Source organism: Streptomyces sp. NPDC050161, from assembly GCF_044460025.1.
Classification (GTDB): Bacteria; Actinomycetota; Actinomycetes; order Streptomycetales; family Streptomycetaceae; genus Streptomyces.
On the sequence record NZ_JBITJM010000002.1, the window covers coordinates 218,664 to 242,770 of the forward strand.

The 24,107-nt window shown below is 72.3% G+C and carries 15 protein-coding genes; 7 read left to right on the plus strand and 8 right to left on the minus strand.

From position 1 onward, the window contains the following. From ACIBK8_RS04240 to ACIBK8_RS04250, 3 genes are read right to left on the minus strand one after another with little or no spacing between them, the layout of a single operon-like run. On the minus strand, positions 1-942 hold the full coding sequence (locus ACIBK8_RS04240) for a hydroxymethylglutaryl-CoA lyase (RefSeq protein WP_399039980.1): 942 nt from the start codon (positions 940-942) through the stop codon (positions 1-3). Then, entirely contained in the window at positions 939-2,963 is a 2,025-nt protein-coding gene (locus tag ACIBK8_RS04245; RefSeq protein WP_399039981.1) for a biotin carboxylase N-terminal domain-containing protein, read from the minus strand. Before ACIBK8_RS04245 ends, ACIBK8_RS04240 begins: the two co-directional genes overlap by 4 nt. A 53-nt stretch (positions 2,964-3,016) precedes the next feature. Continuing rightward, a complete protein-coding gene (locus tag ACIBK8_RS04250; protein ID WP_399039982.1) occupies positions 3,017-4,648 on the minus strand; it encodes a carboxyl transferase domain-containing protein in 1,632 nt (543 codons plus the stop codon). A gap of 130 nt (positions 4,649-4,778) precedes the next feature. Here ACIBK8_RS04250 and ACIBK8_RS04255 point away from each other — a divergent pair, with 130 nt between their 5' ends. The 4 genes from ACIBK8_RS04255 to ACIBK8_RS04270 all read left to right on the plus strand — a co-directional run bounded on the left by ACIBK8_RS04255 (position 4,779) and on the right by ACIBK8_RS04270 (position 8,770). Beyond that, positions 4,779-5,393, plus strand: a complete 615-nt coding sequence (locus ACIBK8_RS04255) for a TetR/AcrR family transcriptional regulator (protein ID WP_399039983.1) — start codon at positions 4,779-4,781, stop codon at positions 5,391-5,393. 104 nt (positions 5,394-5,497) lie between these two features. Then, on the plus strand, positions 5,498-6,655 hold the full coding sequence (locus ACIBK8_RS04260; protein WP_399039984.1) for an acyl-CoA dehydrogenase family protein: 1,158 nt from the start codon (positions 5,498-5,500) through the stop codon (positions 6,653-6,655). 34 nt (positions 6,656-6,689) lie between these two features. Beyond that, positions 6,690-7,601, plus strand: coding sequence for an acyl-CoA thioesterase (locus tag ACIBK8_RS04265; protein WP_399039985.1), 912 nt, complete (start codon positions 6,690-6,692; stop codon positions 7,599-7,601). A 143-nt stretch (positions 7,602-7,744) separates the two neighbouring features. Then, positions 7,745-8,770 (plus strand): cation diffusion facilitator family transporter, encoded by a 1,026-nt coding sequence (locus tag ACIBK8_RS04270; protein ID WP_399039987.1) that lies wholly within the window; start codon positions 7,745-7,747, stop codon positions 8,768-8,770. Between the two features lie 62 nt (positions 8,771-8,832). On the opposite strand, the gene ACIBK8_RS04275 is transcribed toward ACIBK8_RS04270, so the two are convergent. Beyond that, positions 8,833-9,627 (minus strand): phosphatase, encoded by a 795-nt coding sequence (locus ACIBK8_RS04275; RefSeq protein WP_399039988.1) that lies wholly within the window; start codon positions 9,625-9,627, stop codon positions 8,833-8,835. A 187-nt stretch (positions 9,628-9,814) separates the two neighbouring features. On the opposite strand from ACIBK8_RS04275, the gene speB reads away from it, so the two are divergent. Continuing rightward, positions 9,815-10,795 (plus strand): agmatinase, encoded by a 981-nt coding sequence (speB, locus tag ACIBK8_RS04280; protein ID WP_399039990.1) that lies wholly within the window; start codon positions 9,815-9,817, stop codon positions 10,793-10,795. Between the two features lie 64 nt (positions 10,796-10,859). Here the strand turns inward: speB and ACIBK8_RS04285 are convergent, their stop codons facing one another. The 4 genes from ACIBK8_RS04285 to ACIBK8_RS04300 form a co-directional block, all read right to left on the minus strand. Continuing rightward, positions 10,860-12,716, minus strand: coding sequence for an SUKH-4 family immunity protein (locus tag ACIBK8_RS04285; protein ID WP_399039991.1), 1,857 nt, complete (start codon positions 12,714-12,716; stop codon positions 10,860-10,862). Positions 12,717-13,172: 456 nt separating this feature from the next. Further along, positions 13,173-17,804 (minus strand): toxin glutamine deamidase domain-containing protein, encoded by a 4,632-nt coding sequence (locus ACIBK8_RS04290; protein ID WP_399039993.1) that lies wholly within the window; start codon positions 17,802-17,804, stop codon positions 13,173-13,175. Between the two features lie 248 nt (positions 17,805-18,052). Further along, complete coding sequence (locus tag ACIBK8_RS04295; protein ID WP_399039994.1) at positions 18,053-18,349, minus strand: hypothetical protein; 297 nt, start codon at positions 18,347-18,349, stop codon at positions 18,053-18,055. Positions 18,350-18,530: 181 nt separating this feature from the next. Beyond that, a complete protein-coding gene (locus ACIBK8_RS04300; protein WP_399039995.1) occupies positions 18,531-20,285 on the minus strand; it encodes a helix-turn-helix domain-containing protein in 1,755 nt (584 codons plus the stop codon). A 358-nt stretch (positions 20,286-20,643) separates the two neighbouring features. On the opposite strand from ACIBK8_RS04300, the gene ACIBK8_RS04305 reads away from it, so the two are divergent. Both ACIBK8_RS04305 and ACIBK8_RS04310 read left to right on the plus strand, forming a co-directional pair. Next, positions 20,644-22,236: a sodium:solute symporter gene (locus ACIBK8_RS04305; RefSeq protein ID WP_399039996.1), complete on the plus strand. Its 1,593-nt coding sequence runs from the start codon at positions 20,644-20,646 to the stop codon at positions 22,234-22,236. A gap of 56 nt (positions 22,237-22,292) precedes the next feature. Further along, the gene (locus tag ACIBK8_RS04310; RefSeq protein WP_399039997.1) at positions 22,293-24,035 is read left to right on the plus strand and encodes a thiamine pyrophosphate-binding protein; all 1,743 of its coding nucleotides are present in this window, start codon (positions 22,293-22,295) and stop codon (positions 24,033-24,035) included. Positions 24,036-24,107 lie beyond the last annotated feature (72 nt).

A 24,107-nucleotide genomic window follows, 5' to 3' on the forward strand; every position in this document is an offset into this window, starting at 1 on the left:
TCACTCCTTGTGGGAGAGGGCGCGGACGGTGCGGGACGGGCTGGGCCGGCCCAGGGCCTCGGCCATCCACACGCTGGTGGCGGTGAGGCGGCCGAGGTCGACACCGGTGTCGATGCCGAGGCCGTGCAGCATCCACACGAGGTCTTCGGTGGCGAGGTTGCCGGTGGCGCTCTTGGCGTACGGGCAGCCGCCCAGGCCGCCCGCCGACGCGTCGACGGTGGTCACGCCGTGCCGGAGCGCGGCGAGGGTGTTGGCGAGCGCCTGCCCGTAGGTGTCGTGGAAGTGCACCCCGATGCGGGCGGTGGGCACCCCCGCGTCGTTCAGGGCGGACAGCAGGGCCTGGACGTGGCCGGGGGTGGCGACGCCGATGGTGTCGCCCAGGCTCAGCTCGTCGCAGCCCACGTCGAGCAGCGCACGGCACACCCGCACCACCTGGGGGAGCGGCACCGGGCCCTCCCAGGGGTCGCCGAAGCACATCGACAGATAGCCGCGTACCTGCGCACCGGCGTCCTTCGACCGCTGGACGACCGGCGCGAACATCGTCAGCGCCTCGTCGACCGTGCGGTTGAGGTTGGCCTTGGCGAACGACTCGGTGGCGCTGCCGAAGACGGCGATCCTGCGGGCGCCCAGTGCCAGCGCGCGGTCCAGACCGCGGTCGTTGGGCACCAGGACCGGCAGCGTCTGCGGGTCGAGGTCATCGAGGAGCGGGAACAGCGCCTCCGCGTCGGCCAGTTGGGGCACCCACTTGGGGTGCACGAAGCTGGTCGCCTCGACGACCGGGAGCCCGGCGTCGGCGAGGCGGTGGATGAACTCCGCCTTGACCTCGGTGGGGACGACGGCCTTCTCGTTCTGCAGGCCGTCCCGGGCGCCGACCTCGTGGATCCGTACCCGCGCGGGCAGTCCGTCGGCGGGGATCTGCATGGGCAGTCCTGGTGCGGTCATGACGCGTTCTCCTGCTCGCCGTCGGGGGAGGGGGCAAGGCCGCCTGGCTCCTCGTGCGGGTCGACGACCGCCAGGACCTGGTCCATGGCGACGGTGGCGCCCGGCAGGACGTCGAGCGCGCTGACGGTCCCGGCGTGCGGCGCGGCGATGACGTGCTCCATCTTCATCGCCTCCACCACCAACAGGCCCTGGCCCGCGGTCACTTCGTCGCCGACGGACACCTTGACGACGGTGACCGTGCCGGGCATCGGGGCGGTCAGCGCGTCCACGCCGTGCCCGCCCGCCGCGCCGGCCAGCGTCGCCGCCACCGGGTCGTGGTCCTGTACGTGCCAGGCGTCGCCGTCCCGGCCCAGCCAGTCGCCGGCGCGGTGGAAGGTGTGCAGCACGCCGTCCACGGTCACCCGGACCAGCGCGGGCCCGACCTGCGCTGATCCCTCGCCCGGCCGCAGGTCGCGGGCCACCGGCTCCTGGCCCGGCACCCGCAGCCAGTGCCGCACCGGCGCCGGTTCACCGCCCAGCCGGAAGCCGTCGGGCGCGGCGAACGGGTCGCGCCAGCCGCCGTCCGGAACCACCGGCTCCAGACCGGCCTGGCGCACCGCCGCAGCCGCCGCGTACACCTCGTCCGGCACCCCGGACGGGACGAGATCCGCCGCCTCCCGCTCGACGAGCCCGGTGTCGAGATCGCCGGAGACCACGTCGGGGTGGGCCAGCAGGCGCCGCAGGAACCCGGCGTTGGTGGTCACGCCGAGGGTGACGGTCGAGGCCAGCGCCGCCCGCAGGGTGCGCAGCGCCGCCGCACGGTCAGGGCCGTACGCGATGACCTTGGACAGCATCGGGTCGTAGCGGCTGCCGACCTCGGCGCCCTGGGAGAGGCCGGAGTCGGTGCGCACGCCGCCACCCTGCACCTCGTGCAGCAGGCGGACCGTGCCGCCGGTGGGCAGGAAGTCGCGGTGCGGGTCCTCGGCGCAGATCCGGGCCTCGACGGCGTGCCCGGTGAAGGTGATGTCCTCCTGGGCGAACGGGAGACGCTCGCCCGCCGCGATCCGCAGCTGCCACTCGACGAGGTCGAGGCCGCGGTGCCCGGCGACGGTCGCGGTCAGCTCGGTGACCGGGTGCTCGACCTGGAGACGGGTGTTCATCTCCATGAAGAAGTACGACGCCGGGTCCTTGCCGGGGACGATGAACTCGACGGTGCCCGCGCCCCGGTAGCCGCAGGAGCGCGCCGCCTGCACGGCCGCCTCGCCCATCGCGGCGCGGGTCGCCTCGTCGAGGAGGACCGAGGGCGCCTCCTCGATCACCTTCTGGTGGCGCCGCTGCAACGAGCACTCGCGCTCGCCCAGATGCAGGACGGTGCCGTGGCCGTCCGCGAGCACCTGGATCTCGATGTGCCGCGGCCGGTCGATCCAGCGCTCGACGAGCAGCGTGTCGTCGCCGAACGAGCCACGGGCCTCGCGGCGGGCCGCGGCGATCTCATCGGCGAGCAGTGCCTGGTCACGGACCAGCCGCATGCCCTTGCCGCCGCCGCCCGCGGACGGCTTGAGCAGCACCGGAACCCCGATCTCCCGGGCGGCGGCGGCCAGTTCGGCATCCGTCAGGCCGCTGCCCGACGAGCCGGGCACAACCGGCACCCCGGCCGCCCGCACCGTCTCCTTGGCCCGGATCTTGTCGCCCATCAGGTCGATCGCGTCGGCGGACGGGCCGATGAACGCCAGACCTGCGTCCGCGCACGCCTTGGCGAAGCCGGCGTTCTCGGCGAGGAAGCCGTACCCGGGGTGCACCGCCTGTGCGCCGCTGCGCTCCGCCGCGGCCAGCAGCCGCTCCACCGACAGATAGCTGTCGGCGGCCGGCGCGGGCCCGATGCGTACGGCGGTGTCGGCCTCCCGTACGTGCCGCGCGTCCGCGTCCGCGTCGCTGAAGACCGCCACCGAACGGATGCCGAGGGCGCGCAGCGTACGGATGACGCGGACCGCGATCTCGCCACGGTTGGCGACCAGGACGGTGTCGAACATGGTGATGGGCATGGCTGTGGCGGTCCCTCTCGTGTCGGACATCCCGCTCCCCTGTGGCATCGCGCTCACATCCGGAAGACGCCGTAGCCGGGCGCGGTGGCGTCCTTGGCCGGCAGTGGCGCGTTGGCGCAGGCGGTCAGCGCGAGGCCCAGCACCCGCCGGGTCTCCAGCGGGTCGATGACGCCGTCGTCCCACAGGCGCGCGGTGGCGTAGTAGGCGTTGCCCTGGGTGTCGTACTGCTCGCGCACCGGCGCCTTGAAGGCGTCCTCGTCCGCGGCGCTCCACTCCTCGCCGCGCGCCGCCAACTGGTCGCGCTTGACGGTCGCCAGGACGGACGCGGCCTGCTCGCCGCCCATCACCGAGATCTTGGCGTTCGGCCACATCCACAGGAAGCGGGGGGAGTAGGCACGGCCGCACATCGAGTAGTTGCCCGCGCCGTACGAGCCGCCGATGACGACGGTCAGCTTGGGGACGCGGGTGCAGGCGACCGCGGTCACCATCTTCGCGCCGTGCTTGGCGATGCCGCCCGCCTCGTACTGCCGGCCGACCATGAAGCCGGAGATGTTCTGGAGGAACACCAGCGGGATGCCGCGCTGGTCGCACAGCTCGATGAAGTGGGCGCCCTTCTGGGCGGATTCGGAGAACAGGATGCCGTTGTTGGCGACGATGCCGACCGGGTGGCCGTGCAGATGCGCGAAGCCGGTCACCAGCGTCTGGCCGTACTCCGCCTTGAACTCGGCGAACCGCGAGCCGTCGACGATCCTGGCGATGACCTCCCGGACGTCGTAGGGCGTACGGGAATCGGCGGGCACCGCGCCGTAGAGCCCGGCCGGGTCGATCTTCGGTTCCTCGACGGGGCGCACGGACCAGGGGAGCGGGGCGCGGTCGCCGAGGGTGCCGACGATGGTGCGCATGATCCGCAGGGCGTGCGCGTCGTCCTCGGCGAGGTGGTCGGTGACGCCTGACGTCCTGGCGTGCACCTCGCCGCCGCCCAGCTCCTCGGCGGTGACGACCTCGCCGGTCGCGGCCTTCACCAGCGGCGGCCCGCCCAGGAAGATCGTGCCCTGGTCGCGGACGATGATCGCCTCGTCGCTCATCGCCGGGACGTACGCGCCGCCCGCCGTGCAGGAGCCGAGCACCGCGGCGATCTGCGGGATGCCGGCGCCGGACATCCGCGCCTGGTTGTAGAAGATCCGTCCGAAGTGCTCGCGGTCGGGGAAGACCTCGTCCTGCATCGGCAGGAAGGCGCCGCCGGAGTCCACCAGGTACAGGCACGGCAGGTGGTTCTCCAGGGCGATCTCCTGGGCCCGCAGGTGCTTCTTGACCGTCATCGGGTAGTACGTGCCGCCCTTGACCGTGGCGTCGTTCGCGACGATCACCGTCTCGCGGCCGGCGACCCGGCCGATGCCGGAGATCACCCCGGCGGCCGGTGCGGCCCCGCCGTACATGCCGTCGGCGGCCAGCGGCGCCAGTTCGAGGAACGGGGATCCGGGATCCAGGAGCGTGTCCACCCGGTCCCGGGGCAGCAGCTTGCCGCGCGCGGTGTGCCGGGCCCTGGCCTTCTCGCCGCCGCCCAGCCGGGCCGCCGCGAGCTTCTCGCGCAGCCGCGCGGCCAGTTCGCGGTGCGCGGCCTCGTTGGCCCGCCAGGAGTCGGACGCCGGGTCGGCGGCGCTCCCCAGCACCGGTGCCTGCTCCATCAGTACGAGCCCCCTTGCTCGGTCTCCGCAGGCCCGGCTTCTCGTGGAAGTCCCGACCTGCGGTTAATGGGCGTTAACGTGACTCCCTTCAGGTTAACGAGCACTAACCCGGCTGTCTACAATTGTCGTCATGAGCAATGCGCACGCCCCCGCCCCCGCCACCCGCCGCGAGCAGATCCTCAAGGAGGCCGCCCGGCTCTTCGCCGAACGCGGGTTCCACGGCGTCGGTGTGGACGAGATAGGGGCGGCCGTGGGGATCTCGGGCCCCGGCCTCTACCGTCACTTCGCCGGCAAGGACGCGATGCTCGCCGAACTCCTCGTGGGGATCAGCGAGCGGCTGCTGGACGGCGGCCGGATGCGGGTCGCCGAAGGGGGCGAGACGCCCGAAGCGGTGCTCGACGCGCTGATCGACGGGCACATCGACTTCGCCCTGGACGACCGCCCGCTGATCACCGTCCACGACCGGGAGCTGGACCGGCTGCGCGAGGCGGACCGCAAGCGGGTGCGGCGGCTCCAGCGCGAGTACGTCGAGCTGTGGGTGGAGGTCGTGCGCCAGGTCCACCCCATGCCGTCCGAAGCGGAGGCCCGCGCCGCCGTGCACGCCGTCTTCGGCCTGCTCAACTCCACCCCGCACCTCGGCCGCCCCGGCTCGCTCCCCGACCGCACGGACATGGCGCGGCTGCTGCACCGGCTCGCGCTGGGCGCGTTCGGCGCGATGGCGGGCGAGCCGGCGGCGGGAAGCTGAGCGGCTTCCCGGGGGTGGCACGTGGTCACCTCTGGACAGGCATAAGGACCGGCCGGTAGCTTTCGCTGAGCAAGCGCTTAGCCAGCGATCCGGAGGAGGCGGCCGTGCGTCGCACAGTGTTCAACGAGGACCACGAGGCGTTCCGCGCGACCATCCGCGCCTTCATCGAGGCCGAGGTCGTCCCCGTCTACGACGAGTGGATCGCGGCGGGCCAGGCCCCGCGCGACTTCTACCGGACCCTCGGCGAGCTGGGTGTCTTCGGCATCGAGGTCCCCGAGGAGTACGGCGGCGCGGGCGAGACCAGCTTCAAGTTCAACGCCGTCATCACCGAGGAGTGCGCCCGCGCCGGCGTCAGCTTCGGCGGCTCCAGCGTGCACACCGGGCTCTGCCTGCCCTACCTCCTCGCCTACGCCACCGACGAGCAGAAGCAGCGCTGGCTGCCGCCCTTCATCGCCGGCGAGATGATGATGGCCATCGCCATGACCGAACCGGGCACCGGATCCGACCTGGCCGGCATGAAGACCACCGCCAAGCTCTCCGACGACGGCACGCACTACGTCCTCAACGGCGCCAAGACCTTCATCACCGGCGGCGTACTCGCCGACCGCGTCATCGTCTGCGCCCGCACCACTCCGCTGAACCCTGATGACCGCCGCGCCGGCATCACCCTCCTGGTCGTCGACACCACATCCGACGGATACGCCGTCGGCCGCAAGCTCGACAAGCTCGGCCTGAAGACGTCCGACACCGCCGAACTCTCCTTCACCGACGTCAAGGTGCCGGTCGCCGACCGCCTCGGCGACGAGGGCAAGGCGTTCTCCTACCTCGGCCAGAACCTCCCGCAGGAGCGGCTCGGCATAGCCGTCAGCGCCTACGCCCAGGCCGACGCGGCCGTACGGTTCGCCAAGGAGTACGTCCAGCAGCGCGAGGTCTTCGGCAAGTCCGTCGCCTCCTTCCAGAACACCAAGTTCGTGCTCGCCGACTGCAAGACCGAGGTCGACGCCATGCAGGCCGTCGTCGACCGCGCCCTCGACGCCCACGACGCCGGGGAATTGACCGCCGCCGACGCCGCGTCCGCCAAGCTCTTCACCACCGAGCGCGCCGCCGTCGTCATCGACAAGTGCCTCCAGCTGCACGGCGGTTACGGCTACATGCAGGAGTACCCGATCTCCCGCCTCTACGCCGACACCCGCGTCACCCGCATCTACGGCGGCACCAGCGAGGTCATGCGCTCCATCGTCGCCAAGTCGATGGGGCTGTGAACCGCCGCAGCCCCGGCACGGAAGCGCCGCGCACGTGAACGACGCCCTGCGGTCCCTGCTCGATCTGCTCGACCTGGAGCCGATCGAGCAGGACATCTTCCGAGGCCGGAGCCGGGCCTCCGTCGTCCCCCGGGTCTTCGGCGGCCAGGTCGCCGCACAGGCGCTGGTCGCGGCGGGGCGTACGGTGCCCGCTGCCAGGCCGCCGCACTCGCTGCACGCCTACTTCCTGCGGCCGGGCGACCCCGGAGCGCCGATCGTCTACACCGTCGACCGGATCCGTGACGGCCGTTCCTTCACCACCCGCAGGGTCGTCGCCGTCCAGCACGGCCAGCCGATCTTCCATCTCTCCGCCTCCTTCCAGATCCCCGAAGAGGGCCTGGAACACCAGGAGTTGATGCCGAAGGCCCCCGACCCGCTGACCCTGCCCACCGCCGCCGAGATGCTGCCCCGCTACGCGGACCGCTTCGTCGACCCCGGCGTCACCAGGCGGCTGCTGGACTCCCGCGCCGCCGTCGACCTGCGCTACGTCGACGCGCCCCCGTACGGCACCGTCGGCGAGATCCGCGAACCCCGCTCCCAGGTGTGGTTCCGCACGAACGGGTCGCTGGACGGGGCGGTGCAGGACGCGGACGGCGGCGCCGGTCCCGCCCGCCCCCTGCTCGACATCTGCCTGGTCACCTACGTCTCCGACATGACCCTGCTGGACTCGGTGCTGCTCGCGCACGGCCGCGGCGGCTGGGCGGTGGGCGACGTGGTCGGCGCCAGCCTCGACCACGCGATGTGGTTCCACCGCCCGCTGCGCGCCGACGAATGGCTGCTCTACGACCAGGAGTCACCGACCGCCCAGGGCGGCCGTGGCCTCGGCAAGGGCCGCATCTTCACCGCTGACGGACAGCTGGCCGTCACGGTGATCCAGGAGGGCGTGATCCGGGTACCGCGGGACTGAGCGGGCGCCTCGGGGCGTGGTGGCGAGGTGGCCGGGGATGCCTGGGATGCTGCGGGCGTCCCGGAGCACCCCGAGGCGTCCCGGGGCGCGCCCGTCCCGCTCCCGCCCGGTGATCCGGCACCCGCGGGGAATACTGCTGAACCATGGACCACGCAGCGCACGGGCGGGAACCCGGCTCCGGCCGGGACCGGAATCCGGACGCCGGTGCCCCACCGGGCCCCGGCCTCGACGCCGACCCCCCGCCCCCGGACGAGAGCATCGGCACCGTCCTCATCGCCGCCGCCGCCAACCTCGGCATCGCCGCCGCCAAAGCGGTCGGCGGCGCCGTCAGCGGCTCCAGCGCGATGCTCTCCGAGGCGGCCCACTCGGTCGCCGACACCGTCACCGAGCTCCTCCTGCTGACCGCGCTCACCAGGAGCCGCAAGCCGGCCGACGAGGACCACCCGCTGGGCTACGGCGGCGAACGCTACGTCTGGGCGCTGCTGGCATCCGTCGCCACCTTCGTCGGCGGCGCGGTCTTCGCGGTCTACGACGGCGTCCACACCCTCACCCACGGCGAGCGGCCCGGCGATCCGCTGCTCTCCTACGTCATCCTGGCGCTCGCCTTCCTCCTGGAGGGCGCCTCCCTCCTCAAGGGCGTACGCCAGGCCGCCGGCGAGGCGTCCCGCTTCCGCGTCCCGCTGCGCCACTACATGCGGCACACTCCCGACACCGCGGTGAAGGCCGTCGTCATGGAGGACTCGGCCGCCCTCGTCGGCCTTGTCCTCGCGGCGGGCGGCCTGCTCGGCGGCCAGCTCACCGGATCAGGCGTCTGGGACGGCATCGCGTCCGTCTGCATCGGCCTGCTGCTGGTGTACGTCGCCTGGGTGCTGGGGCGCAGCAACGCCCAGCTCCTGATCGGGCGACCGCTGCCCCGGCCGATGCGGGAAACGGTGCGCGCGGAGCTGCGCGCGGTGCCGGAGATCGTGGACGTGCTGGAGCTGGTCACCCTGGTCCAGGGGCCGCGTGAGGTGCTGGTCGCCGCGAAGATCGACTTCCGGGACCTCTCCACCGCCGCACAGATCGAGTGGGCCTGCGAGGACGCCGAAGCGCGGCTGCGCGCCCGCTTCCCCGCCATCCGCCGGGTGTTCCTCGACCCGACGCCGGGGGCCGGGCAGCACGGACGGTAGCGGCAGGGACGGGCGGACGCGGGCCCGGGGGGGGGCAGGCCCTGATCGCCGCCCGGCCGTCCTCAGCGCAGGCCGGCCGCCGTCAGCAGGTACGCGGTCAGCGGGTCGTAGTGGCGCGGGCTCAGCACGTGATCGTCCAGCGGGATCGTCACCCGCACCGTGCCCTCGGACTCGGCGAGGAACAGCGCCGGGTCGTTGCAGTCGGCGAAACCCACCGCCTCGATGCCGCGCTGGCCCGCACAGCCCGCCCAGCCGTGGTCGGCCATCACCAGATCGGGCAGCGGCCTGCCGTCCCGCTCAAGACCGTCGAGTACCGCCGTCATCGGCTCGGGCGAGTGGGTGTGCCACAGCGTCGCCCCGCGCTCCAGCATCGCCACGTCGCCGAACTGGAACACCATCCCGTCGTCCGCCTGCAGCCCGTCCGGAATCACGACGATCTCGCAGCCCTGCGCCCGCAGCGCATCGGCCGTGGCGCGGTGCACGTCCAGCAGCCCGCCCGGGTGGCCGGTCGCGAAGAGCACCCGCTGCCGGTCGGCCGCCGCCTTGTGCAGCACCGCCGCCGCACGGTCCAGCGCGTCCACCGTCAGCTCGGGGTCGATGGTGTCCTGGCCGGTGCGGTGGTGCGGATCGTCGATGACGCCGCAGCGCTCGGCCATCACGGCCAGCACGTCCTGCTCGTCCGTCCAGCGGTCGCCCAGCTCCAGGCCGAACCAGTAGTGGCGGTCGCCGTTGGCGAGTCTGCGGTAGTGGGAGAGGTTGTTCTCCCGGGGGGTGGCCACGTCACCGGCGATCCGGGTCCGCACGAGATGGTCGACGAGTTCGGCGCGCGTGGGCGTGTCTGCGGAGGCTATGGGCATAGCGCCATTGTGCCCGTACGGCCAGGCCGGGGCGCCGGAACACCGCGGAGCGGACGCACACCGCCGCGCCGCGCCCCAGGTCACCGTGGGCGGCCACCCCGCCCCTGGCCGTTTCGTCGAACGCCACCTCCCGGCCTCACACAAACGTCGATGTCCCGGGCCCCGGGCCGTCCCTACCCTCAGCCTCATGACCACCGCATCCAGCGCATTCCCCGAGCCCGTGGGCCCCGTCGACTCCTCCCGCATCCCGCGCTACGCCGGGCCCGCGACCTTCGCCCGGCTGCCCCGCCTCGACGAGGTCGGCGGCCGGGCCGACGTCGCGGTGGTCGGCGTCCCCTTCGACACCGGCGTCTCCTACCGCCCCGGCGCCCGCTTCGGCGGCAACGCCATCCGCGAGGCATCGCGCCTGCTGCGCCCCTACAACCCGGCCCAGGACGCGTCCCCCTTCGCCCTCGCCCAGGTCGCGGACGCCGGCGACGTCGCCGCCAACCCGTTCCACATCAACGAGGCCGTCGAGACGATCGAGGCGGCGGCCGACGACCTGCTCGCCACTGGCGCCCGCATGATGACCCTCGGCGGCGACCACACCATCGCCCTCCCCCTCCTCCGCTCCGTCGCCAAGAAGCACGGCCCGGTCGCCCTGCTCCACTTCGACGCCCATCTGGACACCTGGGACACGTACTTCGGCGCCGAGTACACCCACGGCACCCCCTTCCGCCGCGCCGTCGAGGAAGGCATCCTCGACACCTCCGCGCTCTCCCACGTCGGCACCCGCGGCCCGCTCTACGGCAAGAAGGACCTCGACGACGACGAGAAGCTGGGCTTCGGCATCGTCACGTCGGCCGACGTCATGCGCCGCGGCGTCGACGAGGTCGCCGACCAGCTCCGCCAGCGCATCGGCGACCGCCCCCTCTACATCTCCGTCGACATCGACGTCCTGGACCCGGCCCACGCCCCCGGCACCGGCACCCCCGAGGCAGGCGGCCTCACCAGCCGCGAACTCCTGGAAATCCTGCGGGGCCTGTCCTCCTGCCACCTGGTCTCCGCCGACCTGGTCGAGGTCGCCCCCGCCTACGACCACGCAGAGATGACGTCGGTGGCCGCCTCGCACACGGCGTACGAACTGACGACGATCATGGCCCGGCAGATCGCGGGGGAGCGGGGGTGAGTGATGGCGGTGTGCGGTCGCCGGGGGCAGCGGACGAAGTGTCCGCGGCCCCCGGCCCGTGCCGTCACAGGGTGTAGAAGTTGTCCGGGTCCAGGACGTGTTGCCAGGCGCGTGCCGCCGCGGGCTCCGGGTCGACTTCCCGTAGCCACTTGTCGAGTTCGGCCAGGTTGTCCCCGGCGTCGATGCCGCCGGACTGGGTGTAGGCGAGCATGTGGCCCCAGTGCAGCATGAGCATCGAGGTGAACGCGGCCAGGTCGGTGCCGACCGGGGTCACGCTGGGCTCGTTGGCGTCGATGGCCTCCGGAGTGGTCAGCCGGAACATCCGGCCGGTGCTGCCGTCCAGGCACAGGATGCCGCCGATCCAGGTGCCGAGCCGGTAGAGCGGGCCCTCGGGGACGGGGCTTTTCGGGGATCGCGGTACGGGCTCGGTGACGAGGGCGAGCCCGTCCTGGGCGACGTTCACCGTGTAGAGGGAGTAGAAGTCCTCCACCGCGGGGAACCCGACCGTCGAGAGGAAGGCCCGGCTCCCGGGATGCGTCAGACCGCTCGGCAGATCGGCTTCGGCGATCCGGCGCACGGCAGCCGTGCCGAACAGCGCCGCCCACCGCTCCGCTGTGGGACGGCACTGTTCCTCGTCGAACGCGCGCGGGACGACATGGCCGTGCGGCTGGTGGGCGAGGAGGGCGTAGGGCAGATCTTCCTGGGGCAGCAGATCCGGCGCGATCTCGATCGCGTAGAGGCCGCGGGCCCCGCCGAGCACCACCAACTCGCCGACCGCGAGTGACGCTTCCACGTTGGGCAGGCGCAGCACTCCGGTCTCGCCGTTCCCGCCCGTCCGTCGCAGGTGGAGGCTGTGCCAGAACCTCTGGTCGTGTTCCACTTCCCAGCCGGCGGGGGTGTCAGGTGTCCCGGTCTGCGGAGCGTCGGCGGATTCCGGCGGGCCGACGGGGCGGCCGGTGGCCGCTTCCCAGGTCCGCTCCACGCCGTCCTCGCCGGTGCTGATGACGTATCCGGCACGCTCGGCGGGGCGCAGGGCTTCGATCGGCCCGGTCCAGACCTCGGGCGGATCGAAGCGGCCGGGCGGATTCCAGTGGGACCACACCGTGCGCCAGGGAAGCGGCGCGAAAGCCGAGGCGAGCGTGTCAGCCGCGGCGGTGTCTCCCCAGGTGACCGCGGTGTGATGCAGCCACGCGACCCACTCCGCGTGGGAGGACGGCGCGATACCCCGCTCGTCCAGGTAGTGAAGGGAAGCCGCGCGACTGTCCGGCGGCACCCCGTCGGGGAAGCCGGTGGGCAGCGCTTCGAGGAGGGAATTCCGCTCGCACTGGCCCAGGGCGGCGGGGTCATCCAGTACGTGTGCGAGCTGTCCGGCGGCTGCCGCGTGCGGGGCCAGTGCGCGGTACCAGTAGGACGTCAGATGCCCCGTGTCTCCGTCCGTCCGGTGGGAGAAGAACCGCCGGACGATTTCCGTGTGGAAGGTCTGGGACGCGTCGTCGGGAATTCCCTGGCGCAGTGCCTGGGCGGTGGATTCCGCGACGAATGCCACGTACGTGTGCTCGTCGTTTCCGGTGCTCTCGGCCTGCTCTCCGCCTCCGGAATCGCCACTATCCGGGAGGAGGGTCAGCAACTGCTGCTGCTCGGCGGTGATGTGCCGCAGTGTGCGGGAGTCCGTGGGGTGCCCCCACAGGTCGCACAGGGCGCTCCATTCGGTGAGCGTGACTTTCTTGGTCTCGGCCAGTGCCAGGCATTCCAGCGCCGTGCGGTGCTGGGAGGGGAGACCGTCGATGATCGTGGATGGGTGGGTTTCCTGGTTGACCGACGGCTCCAGCCGCACCACGGGGGCACCCTCATAGAGGCGGGCGATCGAGGTGTCCGTTTCGGCGATGATGTGGATGTTCTTGGCGTTGGAATCGGACGCCAACGCACTCAAGACATTGTCCCGGACGTACTGCGCCTCGCCTCCGGAACGGCTGGCACCGGCCCATTGGGTGTTGGCCAGCAAAAGGAGGCGGTTTTCGCGTTGACTCCTCAAGGTGTAAGCGACATCGGACACGTCGTAGACGAAAGGCGGACTCGGGAGGGCGAGAGTTCTGACCAATTCCTCCACGAGTTGGTGACCCGTGAGGCCCGAGGCGTCGACAAGAACTGCTTCCTCGTGACTGTCCCGCAGGCGCTCCAGCAGTCTGCTCTTCCCGGACAGGGAAGGGCCGTCGAGGTATCGGATGATCCCTCTGGCCCCTGGATCGGAAATCCAGGATGTCAATGCTTCCGCGGCTCCGTGGCCATTAGTGCTTTCCATGTCTCCTTGCCTGTGCCGCAGATATCGCATGTTGTGAGTGAGTGTGGTGCATGGGATGCGCCGCAGCCCCTGGCCGGTCTACGGGCGCCGCAAACCGCCACCGTCCATCACCATACTCCAGGCCCTGCCGAGTCTGGACATATTTCGGGCAAAATCAATGTTGTTCTCTTTTTTGCGATCCAAGTCAGAGATTGCGCCGGGTTCGAGTTCTGCTTCCTTGCGGTACCCCGTTGCGTAAAATACGTCGACGCCGGGGATTCTCTGGGACAACTGTTGGGAGCAGTTTGCGTACCCCGACCCCTTACCGCATGGCTCACGGTCCGTGTAGAGGCTCAGCGGTTCATATTTCTGCCCATCCGGCCGACGACTGTTCAGTCGGTCCAGCGAGTCGAGTATGTGTGTTTCGGAGTGCTGTCCGGTGAATTGCTTGTCGGCCTTGTAGGAGCTGTCGACGACGTACTTCACCTTTTTTTCGACAGGATCGTAGACTTCCACGGCCGCGTAATTCCTTCCGGTGAAGTCCGGGCGGTGTTCGCCCGATGCCTTCAGCGCTCCGGAAAGGCCCGAATCATTGAACGCCCGCACGATCTCTTCCTTGAGTAGAGCATCATCACGGTTGGCAGCCGGCCATCGTGCGTTCTTGTGTGCCTCCACGGAAGGATTTTTCGGTTCGGCCGCGCCCTTGGGGAGCGGGTTTCCCTCATCGTCGGTCCCCCGAGCCCCGTCGGCATCGGACGGTGCGTAGGGATAGTGGGATGGCTCCGGGCTGGCGCCCACGGCGTGGGCCGCGTGGAAGGCGACACTGAATCGGCCGAGGGCTGCGACCACGGCGCCCCTTTCACCGGGATGCATGTCCTCGAATCCCGGGAGGGCGGTGCTGAGGGCATCACGGTCGAGGAGAATCCGCTCGGGTTCTCCGTTGGGCCGCAGACGAACGTTGCCCTGCTCGTCCTTCTGGGGTTCGCACATACGCAGGACATCTGCGAGCGGGATGTTGTTCTTGGGCGGGTGCGGCTGGGTCCACGTCTCCAACTGTTGATAGACGTGCTCCATCTCGACCTGCCGGACATCGTTCGTCTGTCGCAGGTTCTGCTGGTCCGGCATCGGATACATGTCGTGATGCGTCGAGTGGATGTCCTGGGCAGGACCGAGCCGCGCATGCGATGTCCGGTCCTCCTCGTCCCTCGGGTGCTGGGGACCGCTGTTCGCGTCCTTCGCGTCGTGCGGGTCGGCTCCGGCGGGGGTCGCGGGTGGGCGTCGGCCACCGGCGGGGGTGTCAGGGGCGTTCCGGTGGGACGCGTCGGGCCGGTTGCCGTGGTTGCCCTGCGCGTTGGCGTTCTGCGTACCGCCCGGTGCGGGGGTCGGGCCGACGGGCCGTCGGTTGGCGTCGAGGGGGATGGCGTGGACGCCGTTGTCGCCGTTGTGGAGGGGCTTGTTGCTGCGTTGGCCGGTCTGGGCGTCGACGTAGGTGATCTTGCCCTTGTGGTTGACGACGTTCCAGGCGTGCGCGCGGCCGTTGCTGTCCTGGGTGATGATCACGGCCTGGGAGCCGTGGCCGGAGTTGCGGAGGTCGTTTTCCAGGCGGTTGAAGGCGTCGCGGCCGTTGCCGTAGTCGTTGAAGCGGGCGCCGAGGGTGTTCTCGATGCGGTCGCGGCCGTTGTTCTCGCCGCGGTCGGACGGCGTGCCGTCGAGGTGGGTGTCGGGCGTGCGGTGGGCCGCGGCGGTGGGGTTGCCCGCGAAGGTGTCGGTGGCGGCCAGGGCGGCGTCGACACAGTTGTTGCTGCGGCCGGGGGCGTCGGGGCCGGGGTCGTTGATGCTGTCGACCCAGTGGCCGTCGTCCGGGTCCGGGTGCCGCTGCGGGGTGCCGTTCTCGTCCCGGGAGATCGAGTTCTCGACCTGCTGCTGATGCGCGTCCGTCGGCCCGTCGAGACCGCCGGGACGCTCGCGGTTGCGGGTGTCGGAGGCGGGGGTGGGGTGGGAGTCGGAGTGGGAGTGGGAGTCGGGGTTGGGGTCGGGACTGTGGGGGGTGTCGGGGTTGGAGTCGGGGTGGGTTTCCTGGGTGGGGTGGTTGTTCCCGTCGGGGTGGTTGCTGCTCCCGTCGGGGTGGTTGCTGCTCCCGTCGGGGTGGGGGGTGTGGTCGCTGTCCGGGTGGGGTGTGGCCTCCGGGCTCCTGGGGTCGGGGTGGGGCGGGGTGCCCTCAGGGCGACCGGTGTCGGGGCGGGGGCCCTCCGGGCGGGGTGTGCCTTCGGGGCGGGTGGCGTCAGGGCGAGGGGTGTCCGGGCGGGGAGTGTCCGGACGGGTGGGGGGCGAGGGTTGGGGCTGGTTCTGGTGGGGCGGGGGAGCGGTGTCCGGGCGCGTCGCGTCGGGGCGGGGGGTGTTCGGATTCCGGTTCTGCTGGGGGGTGTTGGGGCGTGGGCCGTCCAGGCGGGGGTCGTGCGGGCGGGACGTCGGTTCGTTGCGGGGGCCGTCCAGGCGCGGGTTGTAGGCCGGACGTTCCGGTGTGCGCTGCTGGCTGATGTCGTGGATCGGCTGGGTGCCGTCGGGCCTGCGGTTGGGGCGGGACGGCGGGGTGCCGGTGGACGGCGAACCGGTGGGCGGGGTTCCGCCGCGCGGGGGCGTCGCGTGCGGGGCGGAGGGGGCGCCGCCCTGCGGGGGCATGGTGGTGGGCGCGCCCATCATCGGGCCCGGGGTCTGCGGGCCGTTCTGCGCGGGCTGTTGGGGCGTGGACGACTGCGAGGCGGCACTCTGGTCCGCCGCCTGCTGGGTGGGCGGCGGCGCGGTCATGGTGTCAGCGGACTGGGTGTGGACGGTGGTGTCGCTCTCGTCCACGGTCGGCATCGGGTTGCCCGGGGCCGGGTCGCGCTGCTGGATCGGCGGGCCGTGCGACGGCGAGTGCTGCACCGGAGCGCCGGCGCCGCTCTGGGACGGCACGCTCATGTGCGGGGCGCCGCCGCGACCGCTGCCAGAACTCTGTGAATCGTCCCCGTTGTTGCTGCCGTTGTCGGCGGGGGCGGTGGGGGAAGTGGGGGTGTCGGCGACGGGTGGGTTGCCGGGCATCGCGTCGGGTGTCGGGGACACGGGGGGTGGGGGTGACTGGGCGGAGTCCGGGTGCGAGGGGCCGTCCGGGGTGGGCGGGCTGTTGTCGGGGGCCGGAGCGGGGGCGGAGTCCGGGTGGAAGGACGGTCCCGGGGTCGGCCTGGTGCTGAAGGAGTCCTGGTCCGGGGTGTTGTGACGGTCCGGACGTGCGGAGTCCGGGGTGTTGTCGGGGGTCGGGTGGGTGCCGACGGAGTCGGGGTCGGTGCGGAGGGAGTCGGGCGGGCTGCCGGGGGTGGGGTGGGTGCCGATCGATTCGGGGTCGGTCCGCAGGGAGTCGGGGGGACTGCCGGGGGTGGGGTGGGTGCCGACCGAGTCGGGGCTGGGGTTCGCGTCGGGGGTGGACCCGTACGGGTCGTGGCTGCCGCCCTGGAAGCCGTGGTCGAACGGGGAGCGTTGGTCCGGGGGCGGGAGAGGCTGGGGTTGCGGCGTATCGCGGCGCGGGTCGGCTCCCTGACCGGAGTCGTCCCGGGAGGAGGGGGCACTGTCCGGGGTGGTGGACGGGTCGCTGCCCGGCCCCGAGCCGGGGTTCGGACCGGTGCCTTCCGGTCCTGGGCCCGCGTTGTCGGAGGCGCGGGGGGAGTGCGAAGGGGCGCCGTCGGAGCCGCGGTTGCCCGCTCCGGAGCCGCCGGAGCCGTCGCCGCCGGCCCCCGAACCGTCGCCGCTACCGCTGCCCGAGCCGGAACCGTCGCCGCCCGCCCCTGAGCCCGACCCTGAGCCGGAACCCGAGCCCGACCCCGATCCGGCCCCCGAGCCGTCGCCGCCGGACCCGGAGCCGGACCCGGCCCCGGACCCGGAGCCCGCCCCCGATCCGTCGCCCGTCCCGCTCCCGCTCCCGCTTCCCTCTCCGCCCCCGTCGCCGCTGTTGTGGCCCGCGGCCGAGTCCAGGCCGTGGCGGGCATGGTGGCCGGCCTTGCCGCCCGCGCCGTCGCGCAGTGCCTCGGTGAAGGTCTGGCCGGAGTTCTTGAGGGCGTTGACACCCTCCTCAGCGCCGGTCTTGACGCTGCGGCCGACGTCGAAGCCGTTCTGGGCACCGAAGTGCATGTTCATGCCCTGGGCGATGGCGTCGGAGATCATCGCCTGGAGGGCGGAGACGGCCGGCTCCTTCAGCGTCTCGACGATCGCCTCGACCAGCGCCTCTCTGGCCTCCTTGAGGAGGCGGCGCACGATCATACGGGTGGCCTGGGTGGCGCCCGCCGCACCGATCTCGGATAGCCCCAAGGTGAACGGGGCCGCCGCTTGGGCCGCGATGATCTCCGCCGCGAGGATCGCCAATTGGGCGATCACCGCGACTTTCATCCCGATGATGATCGCCGCACCGGCGTCCAGCGCGAAGGCGATCAACTCGGCCGCCGTGCGCGCGTCGTTGAGGTAGCCGCCGCCGTTGCCCGCGAACTTGTCCCAGGTCTTGCTGAAGCCGTCGATGCTGTCGCCGGAGTTCGCCGAGAGGACGTTGCCGGCCGCGGTCACGCCCTCCGACTGGAGCTGTTCGATCGTCGAAGCGAACTCCCGCCACTGGTTGGCGGACTCCATCATTTTGTCTTCGTCGCCCGTCGGCCAGTCGAAGCCGAGCATTTCGAGAACCCACTCGGCCCAGTCCGGCAGCATGAGTGACATGGCAGCAATCCCCCGTAGGACAGCGAAGCGATGACGAGACGAAGATGAAGATGAAGACGGAAGGCGTGGCGCAGATGGAGCCGTGGCGGAGACGAAGACGGAGATGCTGAGAGTGACGGTCACCGGGCCGGTGGTGCCGGTGGTGCCGGTGGTGCCAGCGGTGCCGGTGGTGCGGGTGTGGCAGGTGCCGCGGGGCGTGTGACGCGCGGCGGCCCCTGCGCGCCCCGTGTGCCCCGTGCCCCCGCGGCTCAGGCAGTGTTGGGCGCCTTGAGAGCGGCGACCTTCTGGCCTTCGGCCTCCGCGTTGTCGACGTGCTGCTTCATCAACGAGTCGGTGAAGTCCTCGCCGGCCTCGTGGTTGGCGCCCATGGCCGTCAGCGCGCCGCCGACTTCCTGGAGTTTGGCCGCCAGGTGACCCATCGACTCGTACATGCCGTCGCGCAGCCCCTCGTACACGACGCCGAACTTCTCGCCGACCTCGTCATCGCCCCACGGCGGAGTGTCCTTGCCCTCCAGCCCGGTGAGTGCCGACTGAAGCTTGTCCACGGCTGATTGGTAGCGCGTTCCGATGCTGTCGAAGTCCTTGCCGCCGGCCTTCAGTGAAGGTATGTCGGCCTGTAGTCCGTCTCCGGCCATCGTTCCCCCCGTTCCCAATAGGTCGTCATGATCAGCACAGCATTTCGCAAATTCTAGTCGCGGGAGTCGGGTTGTGTTCAAGGCCCGACTGTCACAGTGCCGTCACCGATGAGGCGCCGGCGCCAGGGGGCGGCGGCTCGGTAGCCGGGCCGGGGGCGGTGGTGGCGCGGTCCAGGGCGCGGAGGGCGAACCAGAGTTCCATGCGTACGTCGGGGTCGTCCAGGTCCGTGTCGAGGAGGGCGGCGATACGGGTGATGCGCTGGCGAACGGTGTTGCGATGGATGCCGAGAGTGGTCGCCGTGGCCTCCCAATTGCCGTGCTGTGAGAGCCAGTTGTGCAGGGTGCTGAGGAGGGGAGGGGAGTCGGCCAGTGGGGCGAGAAGGGCGCGGGCGTGCTGCTGGGCGTCCGTGGGGGAGACGAGAGCGGTGATGCCGTGGGGAGACGGGGGACGGTGACGTACGAGGGGGATGCGGCGGGCGGCGGCGCGGCGTAGGGCGGCGGCGGCATGGCGGTCGGCGGCCGGCAACTCCGTGACCGTCGCGGGTGCGCTGACGCCGAGTGTCCAGCCGGGGTGCGCGGTGACCTCCCGATCGGCGGGGAGCAGGGCGCGTAGGGCCGGGGGTGTGCCGGGGGAGGCGGGGGCCGGAGCGGTCAGGTGGGTGCCCAGGGCGGTGGCGAGGGCTGCGGGGGAGTCGGGTGTGCCGCGGCGGGGCTCGGCGTGGACGACGGTCCAGAGGGGAGCGCCGAGGAGCGGTCCGACGTCGGCCAGGGGCGCGCCGATGAGCAGTTGGGTCAGCGCGGTGGAGTGCGCGGTCGGGCCGGGCGCGCGGGGCGCCGACGGGGCGGTGATCAGGGACAGGAGTACGGCGGCCGTGCCGGCGATGGTGTGTGCCGCCGGGGTGTGCGGGGCCGACGCCACGACGAGGGCGGGGGCGCCGCCGGTGTCGGGGCCTTCGGGACTGTTGGGGCCGTTGGATCCGTTGGGGCTGCGGGTGGTGAGGGCGTAGGCGGTGAGGTGGGTGCCGGGGACGGGGGTGGGGCCGGTGCTGGAGGTGTGGTCGTGGGGTGCCGTGGTGGCCGGGAGGGTGTCGGTGGCCGAGGACGGGCCGCCGGGCCGGACGACGCCTGACAGCCGGGCGGCGGCGGCCAGGCCGGGGGCGGCGGGGCGGGGTCCGGCGGAGGCGTGCTCGGTGCCGTCCGGGGTGAGCAGGGCGGCCCAGCCGTGCACATGGCGGGCCAGCGCCCGGAGCACGGCGGGCGCCGGGTCGGTGCGGGTGGCGGCTGCGGCGAGCGCGCGCTGGGCGTCGTTGAGCCGGGTCAGTTCGCGGTGTCTGGCCTCCGTGACGGCCTGCCAGACGGCGCTCTCGACGGCGGTGAACGGGGTGCAGGACGGGACTTCGATCAGCGGCAGCCCGTGCCGGTCGCAGGCCGCCACCAGGGCCTGGGGGACGGTGTCGTGCACCGGCGCGATGCCGAAGCCGAGGGCGGCGGCACCGGCGGCGACGGTTCGCGCGGCGTACCAGTCGAGGTAGGCGTCCAGAGGGGGCGGAGGAGGCGGAGCGGGCGGAGGGGGCGCGTCGGGCGACGGGGGTGCGGACAGCGGAGACGCCGGAGGCGCCGGAGGCGAATCCCGCCCCGCCTCACCCGCCGGACCCGTCCGTCGCTCGGCGCCCACCCCTCCCCCCAGATGCACCCCGGCCGTCAACAGCAGTTCCCCGCCCAGGAGATATGGCACCGGGTCGGCCATCTCCGAGGTGTGGACCCAGTGGATGGCCACCCCTTCGCGGGGCCCGGCGATCTGGCGCAGGCCCAGGTCCGTACGGGCGAGGAGTGCGGCCAGTGGCACGGGTGGTGTGGAGGGAGAAGCGGGGACGGAGGGAGGGGGACTGTCTTCCGTCGTGGAGGAGGAAGCGGGGGTGGAAGGGACGGGACCGTCTTCCGTCGTGGAGGGGGAAGCAGGAGCGGAAGGAGCGGGACCGTCCTCCGTCGCGAGGGCGGACGGGGGCCGGGTTCCGGGGGACGGCCGGGACAGCCGGGACGGTGTCATGTGCGGACCCTCCACTCGGTGGGCGGTGAGTGGAGGAAACGTACACTTCAGGGTTGGCTTCCCGCCTCCTAGGGTCAACCCCCTGGGTGAGGCGCCGACCCCACTTCCTCACGGCCCCGCCCTCTCCTCTCCTCGGCGCAGCTGGAAGGTATGGCCCATGGCTGTCGACTATGCGGTGATCGTCCTCTATTTGGCGGGAATGCTGGCCATGGGCTGGTGGGGGATGCGTCGCGCCAAGTCCAAGAGCGACTTCCTGGTCGCCGGGCGGCGCCTCGGGCCCGCGATGTACTCGGGCACCATGGCGGCGATCGTGCTCGGTGGCGCGTCCACCATCGGCGGCGTCGGACTCGGGTACCAACACGGCCTGTCCGGCGCGTGGATGGTGTTCACCATCGGCCTGGGGCTGCTGGCGCTGAGCCTGTTCTTCTCCGCCCGCATCGCCAGGCTCAAGGTCTACACGGTCTCCGAGATGCTCGATCTGCGGTACGGCGGCGTGGCCGGGGTCATCTCCGGCGTCGTCATGTGGGCGTACACCCTGATGCTGGCCGTGACCTCGACGATTGCCTACGCGACCATCTTCGACGTGCTGTTCGGGCTGGACCGTACGGTGTCGATCGTCCTCGGCGGCGTGATCGTCGTCGGGTACTCCACGCTCGGCGGCATGTGGTCGATCACGCTCACCGACATGGTGCAGTTCGTCGTCAAGACGATCGGTGTGCTGCTGATCCTGCTGCCCGTCGCGGTCGTCAAGGCGGGCGGGTTCGCCGCGATGAAGGCGCAGTTGCCCGGCGACTACTTCGCGCCGCTGGGCATCGGAGGCGGCACCGTCTTCACATACGTGCTGATCTATTCGTTCGGCATGCTGATCGGGCAGGACATCTGGCAGCGGGTGTTCACCGCGCGCGGCGACCGGGTGGCGCGCCTGGGCGGGACCGCGGCCGGTACGTACTGCCTGCTCTACGCGCTGGCCGGAGCGGTCATCGGCACGGCGGCCAAGGTGCTCCACCCGCACCTGGGAAGCCCGGACGACGCCTTCGCCACGATCGTGCGGGACGCGCTGCCGGTCGGCGTGCGGGGGCTGGTGCTGGCGGCGGCGCTGTCCGCGGTGATGTCGACGTCATCGGGTGCGCTGATCGCCTGCGCGACGGTGGCCAACAACGACATCTGGGCGCGGCTGCGGCGCGGCGTGGGACGCGGGCGGGCGCCGGGCGACGGCACCGGATCCGGTGACGGCCGGAGCGCGGAGGGGGCGCACGACGAGGTCCGGGGCAACCGGGTCTTCATCCTGCTGATGGGGGTCGCGGTCATCGGCCTCGCCTGTGCGCTCAACGACGTCGTCGAGGCGCTGACGCTCGCCTACAACGTGCTGGTCGGCGGCCTGCTGGTGCCCATTCTGGGCGGGTTGCTCTGGAAGCGCGGGACCGCGGCGGGCGCGCTCGCGGCGGTGGCCGCCGGCGGGTTGACGGTGATCGGCTCGATGGCCGCGCTCGGCGTGCTCGCCAACGAGCCGATCTGTTACGGGCTTTCGGCCTCGCTGCTGGCGTACGTCGTGGTCAGCCTGGCCGGTGAGCCGACGGACGCGGCGGTGCTGGCCGCCTGGCGCGCCCGGCTGGCGGGTACGCCGGAGGCCGCCGGGGCGCCGGAACGGCAGGCGGTGGCGGCCGGAGCCGGCGCACCCGGGCGTGCGGAGGCGGCTGCGGTCCCGTCGGCTCCCGGCGCCGGCACCACCCCGCCCTCGGAACGGGCCTGACCGGCCTCCCTTCACCCCCACCCACCTCTCCCCTCCGACGAAGGGCACACGTACTCATGAGCACCACCCCTCCCGCACCGCACCAGCACCGGCGTACCGGCGGCGACCTGGTGGTGGAGTCGCTGGCCGCGCTGGGCGCCGAAACCGTCTTCGGCCTCCCGGGGCAGCACGCGCTCGGGGTCTTCGACGCGCTGCGCCGCTCCGCGCTGCGCTATGTCGGGCTGCGGGTGGAGAACAACGCGGGCTTCGCCGCGGACGCCTACGCCAGGACCACGCGCGGGGTCGCCCCGCTCCTGGTCTCCACCGGGCCGGGGGCGCTGATGACGCTGGCGGCGCTCCAGGAGGCGGCGGCCGGGTCGGCGGCCGTGCTGGCGATCGGCAGCCAGGTGCCGCGGGCCGGTCTCGGCGGCGGCCGGCACGGCTATCTGCACGAACTGACCGACCAGAGCGCCGTGTTCCGCGGCGTGGTCAAGTCCGTGCACACGGTGCGGACCGCCGCGCAGATCCCGTCGGCGGTGGCCGCCGCGTGGGAGTCCGCGCTGAGCGTCCCGCACGGGCCGGTGTGGCTGGAGATTCCGCAGGACGTGCTGCTGGATCCGGCCGACGTCCCGCCGGTGGCCGGACTGCCGGTCCGTCCGAAGGAGGCGGCGCCGCGCCCTGAGGTGATCGTGGAGGCGGCGGAGCGGCTGACCCGGGCACGGCGGCCGGTGATCCTGGCCGGCGGAGGTGTCGTACGGGCCGGGGCCGAGGCGGAACTGCTGGCGCTCGCCGAGCTGTTGGGGGCGCCGGTGGCCTCGACGTTCGGAGGGAAGGGCGCCTTCCCCTGGGAGCACCCGCTGTCGCTGCGCTCCTGGATGGAGGACCGCTACACCACCGACTTCCTGGAGGACGCGGACACGCTCCTGGTCGTCGGCTCGGGTCTCGGCGAACTCTCGTCGAATTACCACACGTTCCGGCCGCGCGGCGGCGTCGTGCAGATCGAGGCGGACCTCGGAAAGCTGGAGGCCAACCACGCGGCGCTGGGCATCCACGCCGACGCCGGGCTCGCCCTGGGTGCGCTGGTGGACGCGGTACGGGAGCGGCGGGGGCAGGCGTACGGGGCGGGGGAGTGGCCGGCGGAGGAGGCCGTCGCCGGTCTGCTGGCGCGGGTCCAGGAGCGGATCGACGGGCAGCAACTCGGCCTGGAACAGCGGGTGCTGGCCGCCGTGCGGGACGCACTGCCCGATGACGCGGTCAGCTGCTGGGACATGACGATCCTGGCGTACTGGGCCTGGTCCGCCTTCGATCCGCGCCGGACGAACGCGCTGCACTCGGCGCAGGGCGCGGGCGGCCTGGGCTACGGATTCCCCGCCGCGCTCGGCGCCGCCGTCGCGGACCCCGCGCGGCCGGTGCTCGCGGTGTCGGGGGACGGCGGCGCGATGTACTCGGTCGCCGAACTCGCCACCGCCCGCCAGTACGACCTGCCGGTCACCTGGCTGATCGTGGACGACGGCGGCTACGGCATCCTGCGCGCGTACATGACGGACGCGTTCGGCGAGGCCACCGCCACTGAACTGGCCCGCCCGGACTTCGTCGCGCTCGCCGAGTCCTTCGGCGTCCCGGCGGTCCGTACGAGCCCGGAACGGCTGCGTACGGACCTGGCGGCGGCGCTCGCCGCACCCGGGCCCCGGGTCGTCGTCCTCCCGGCCCGGCTGCGGATGTTCGCGCCGACGCATCTGACGTCGGCTTCTGGCACGCCGACGGCTCTTACGGAGCGGTCGCCGGATGCGGAAGAGCCTCGGGGGACGACGGAGCGGTAGGGGATGGGGAGTCGGCCGGGGCCAGGGAGGCGGCCGGGGCCGTACAGGGGTCGGCCGGGGCCGTACGGGGGC

Coding starts and splice junctions, on each gene's coding strand:
- ACIBK8_RS04240 (WP_399039980.1), bottom strand. CDS start 942: ATGACCGCACCAGGACTGCCCATGCAGATCCCCGCCGACGGACTGCCC.
- ACIBK8_RS04245 (WP_399039981.1), bottom strand. CDS start 2,963: ATGCCCATCACCATGTTCGACACCGTCCTGGTCGCCAACCGTGGCGAG.
- ACIBK8_RS04250 (WP_399039982.1), bottom strand. CDS start 4,648: ATGGAGCAGGCACCGGTGCTGGGGAGCGCCGCCGACCCGGCGTCCGAC.
- ACIBK8_RS04255 (WP_399039983.1), top strand. CDS start 4,779: ATGAGCAATGCGCACGCCCCCGCCCCCGCCACCCGCCGCGAGCAGATC.
- ACIBK8_RS04270 (WP_399039987.1), top strand. CDS start 7,745: ATGGACCACGCAGCGCACGGGCGGGAACCCGGCTCCGGCCGGGACCGG.
- ACIBK8_RS04275 (WP_399039988.1), bottom strand. CDS start 9,627: ATGCCCATAGCCTCCGCAGACACGCCCACGCGCGCCGAACTCGTCGAC.
- speB (WP_399039990.1), top strand. CDS start 9,815: ATGACCACCGCATCCAGCGCATTCCCCGAGCCCGTGGGCCCCGTCGAC.
- ACIBK8_RS04290 (WP_399039993.1), bottom strand. CDS start 17,804: ATGTCACTCATGCTGCCGGACTGGGCCGAGTGGGTTCTCGAAATGCTC.
- ACIBK8_RS04305 (WP_399039996.1), top strand. CDS start 20,644: ATGGCTGTCGACTATGCGGTGATCGTCCTCTATTTGGCGGGAATGCTG.
- ACIBK8_RS04310 (WP_399039997.1), top strand. CDS start 22,293: ATGAGCACCACCCCTCCCGCACCGCACCAGCACCGGCGTACCGGCGGC.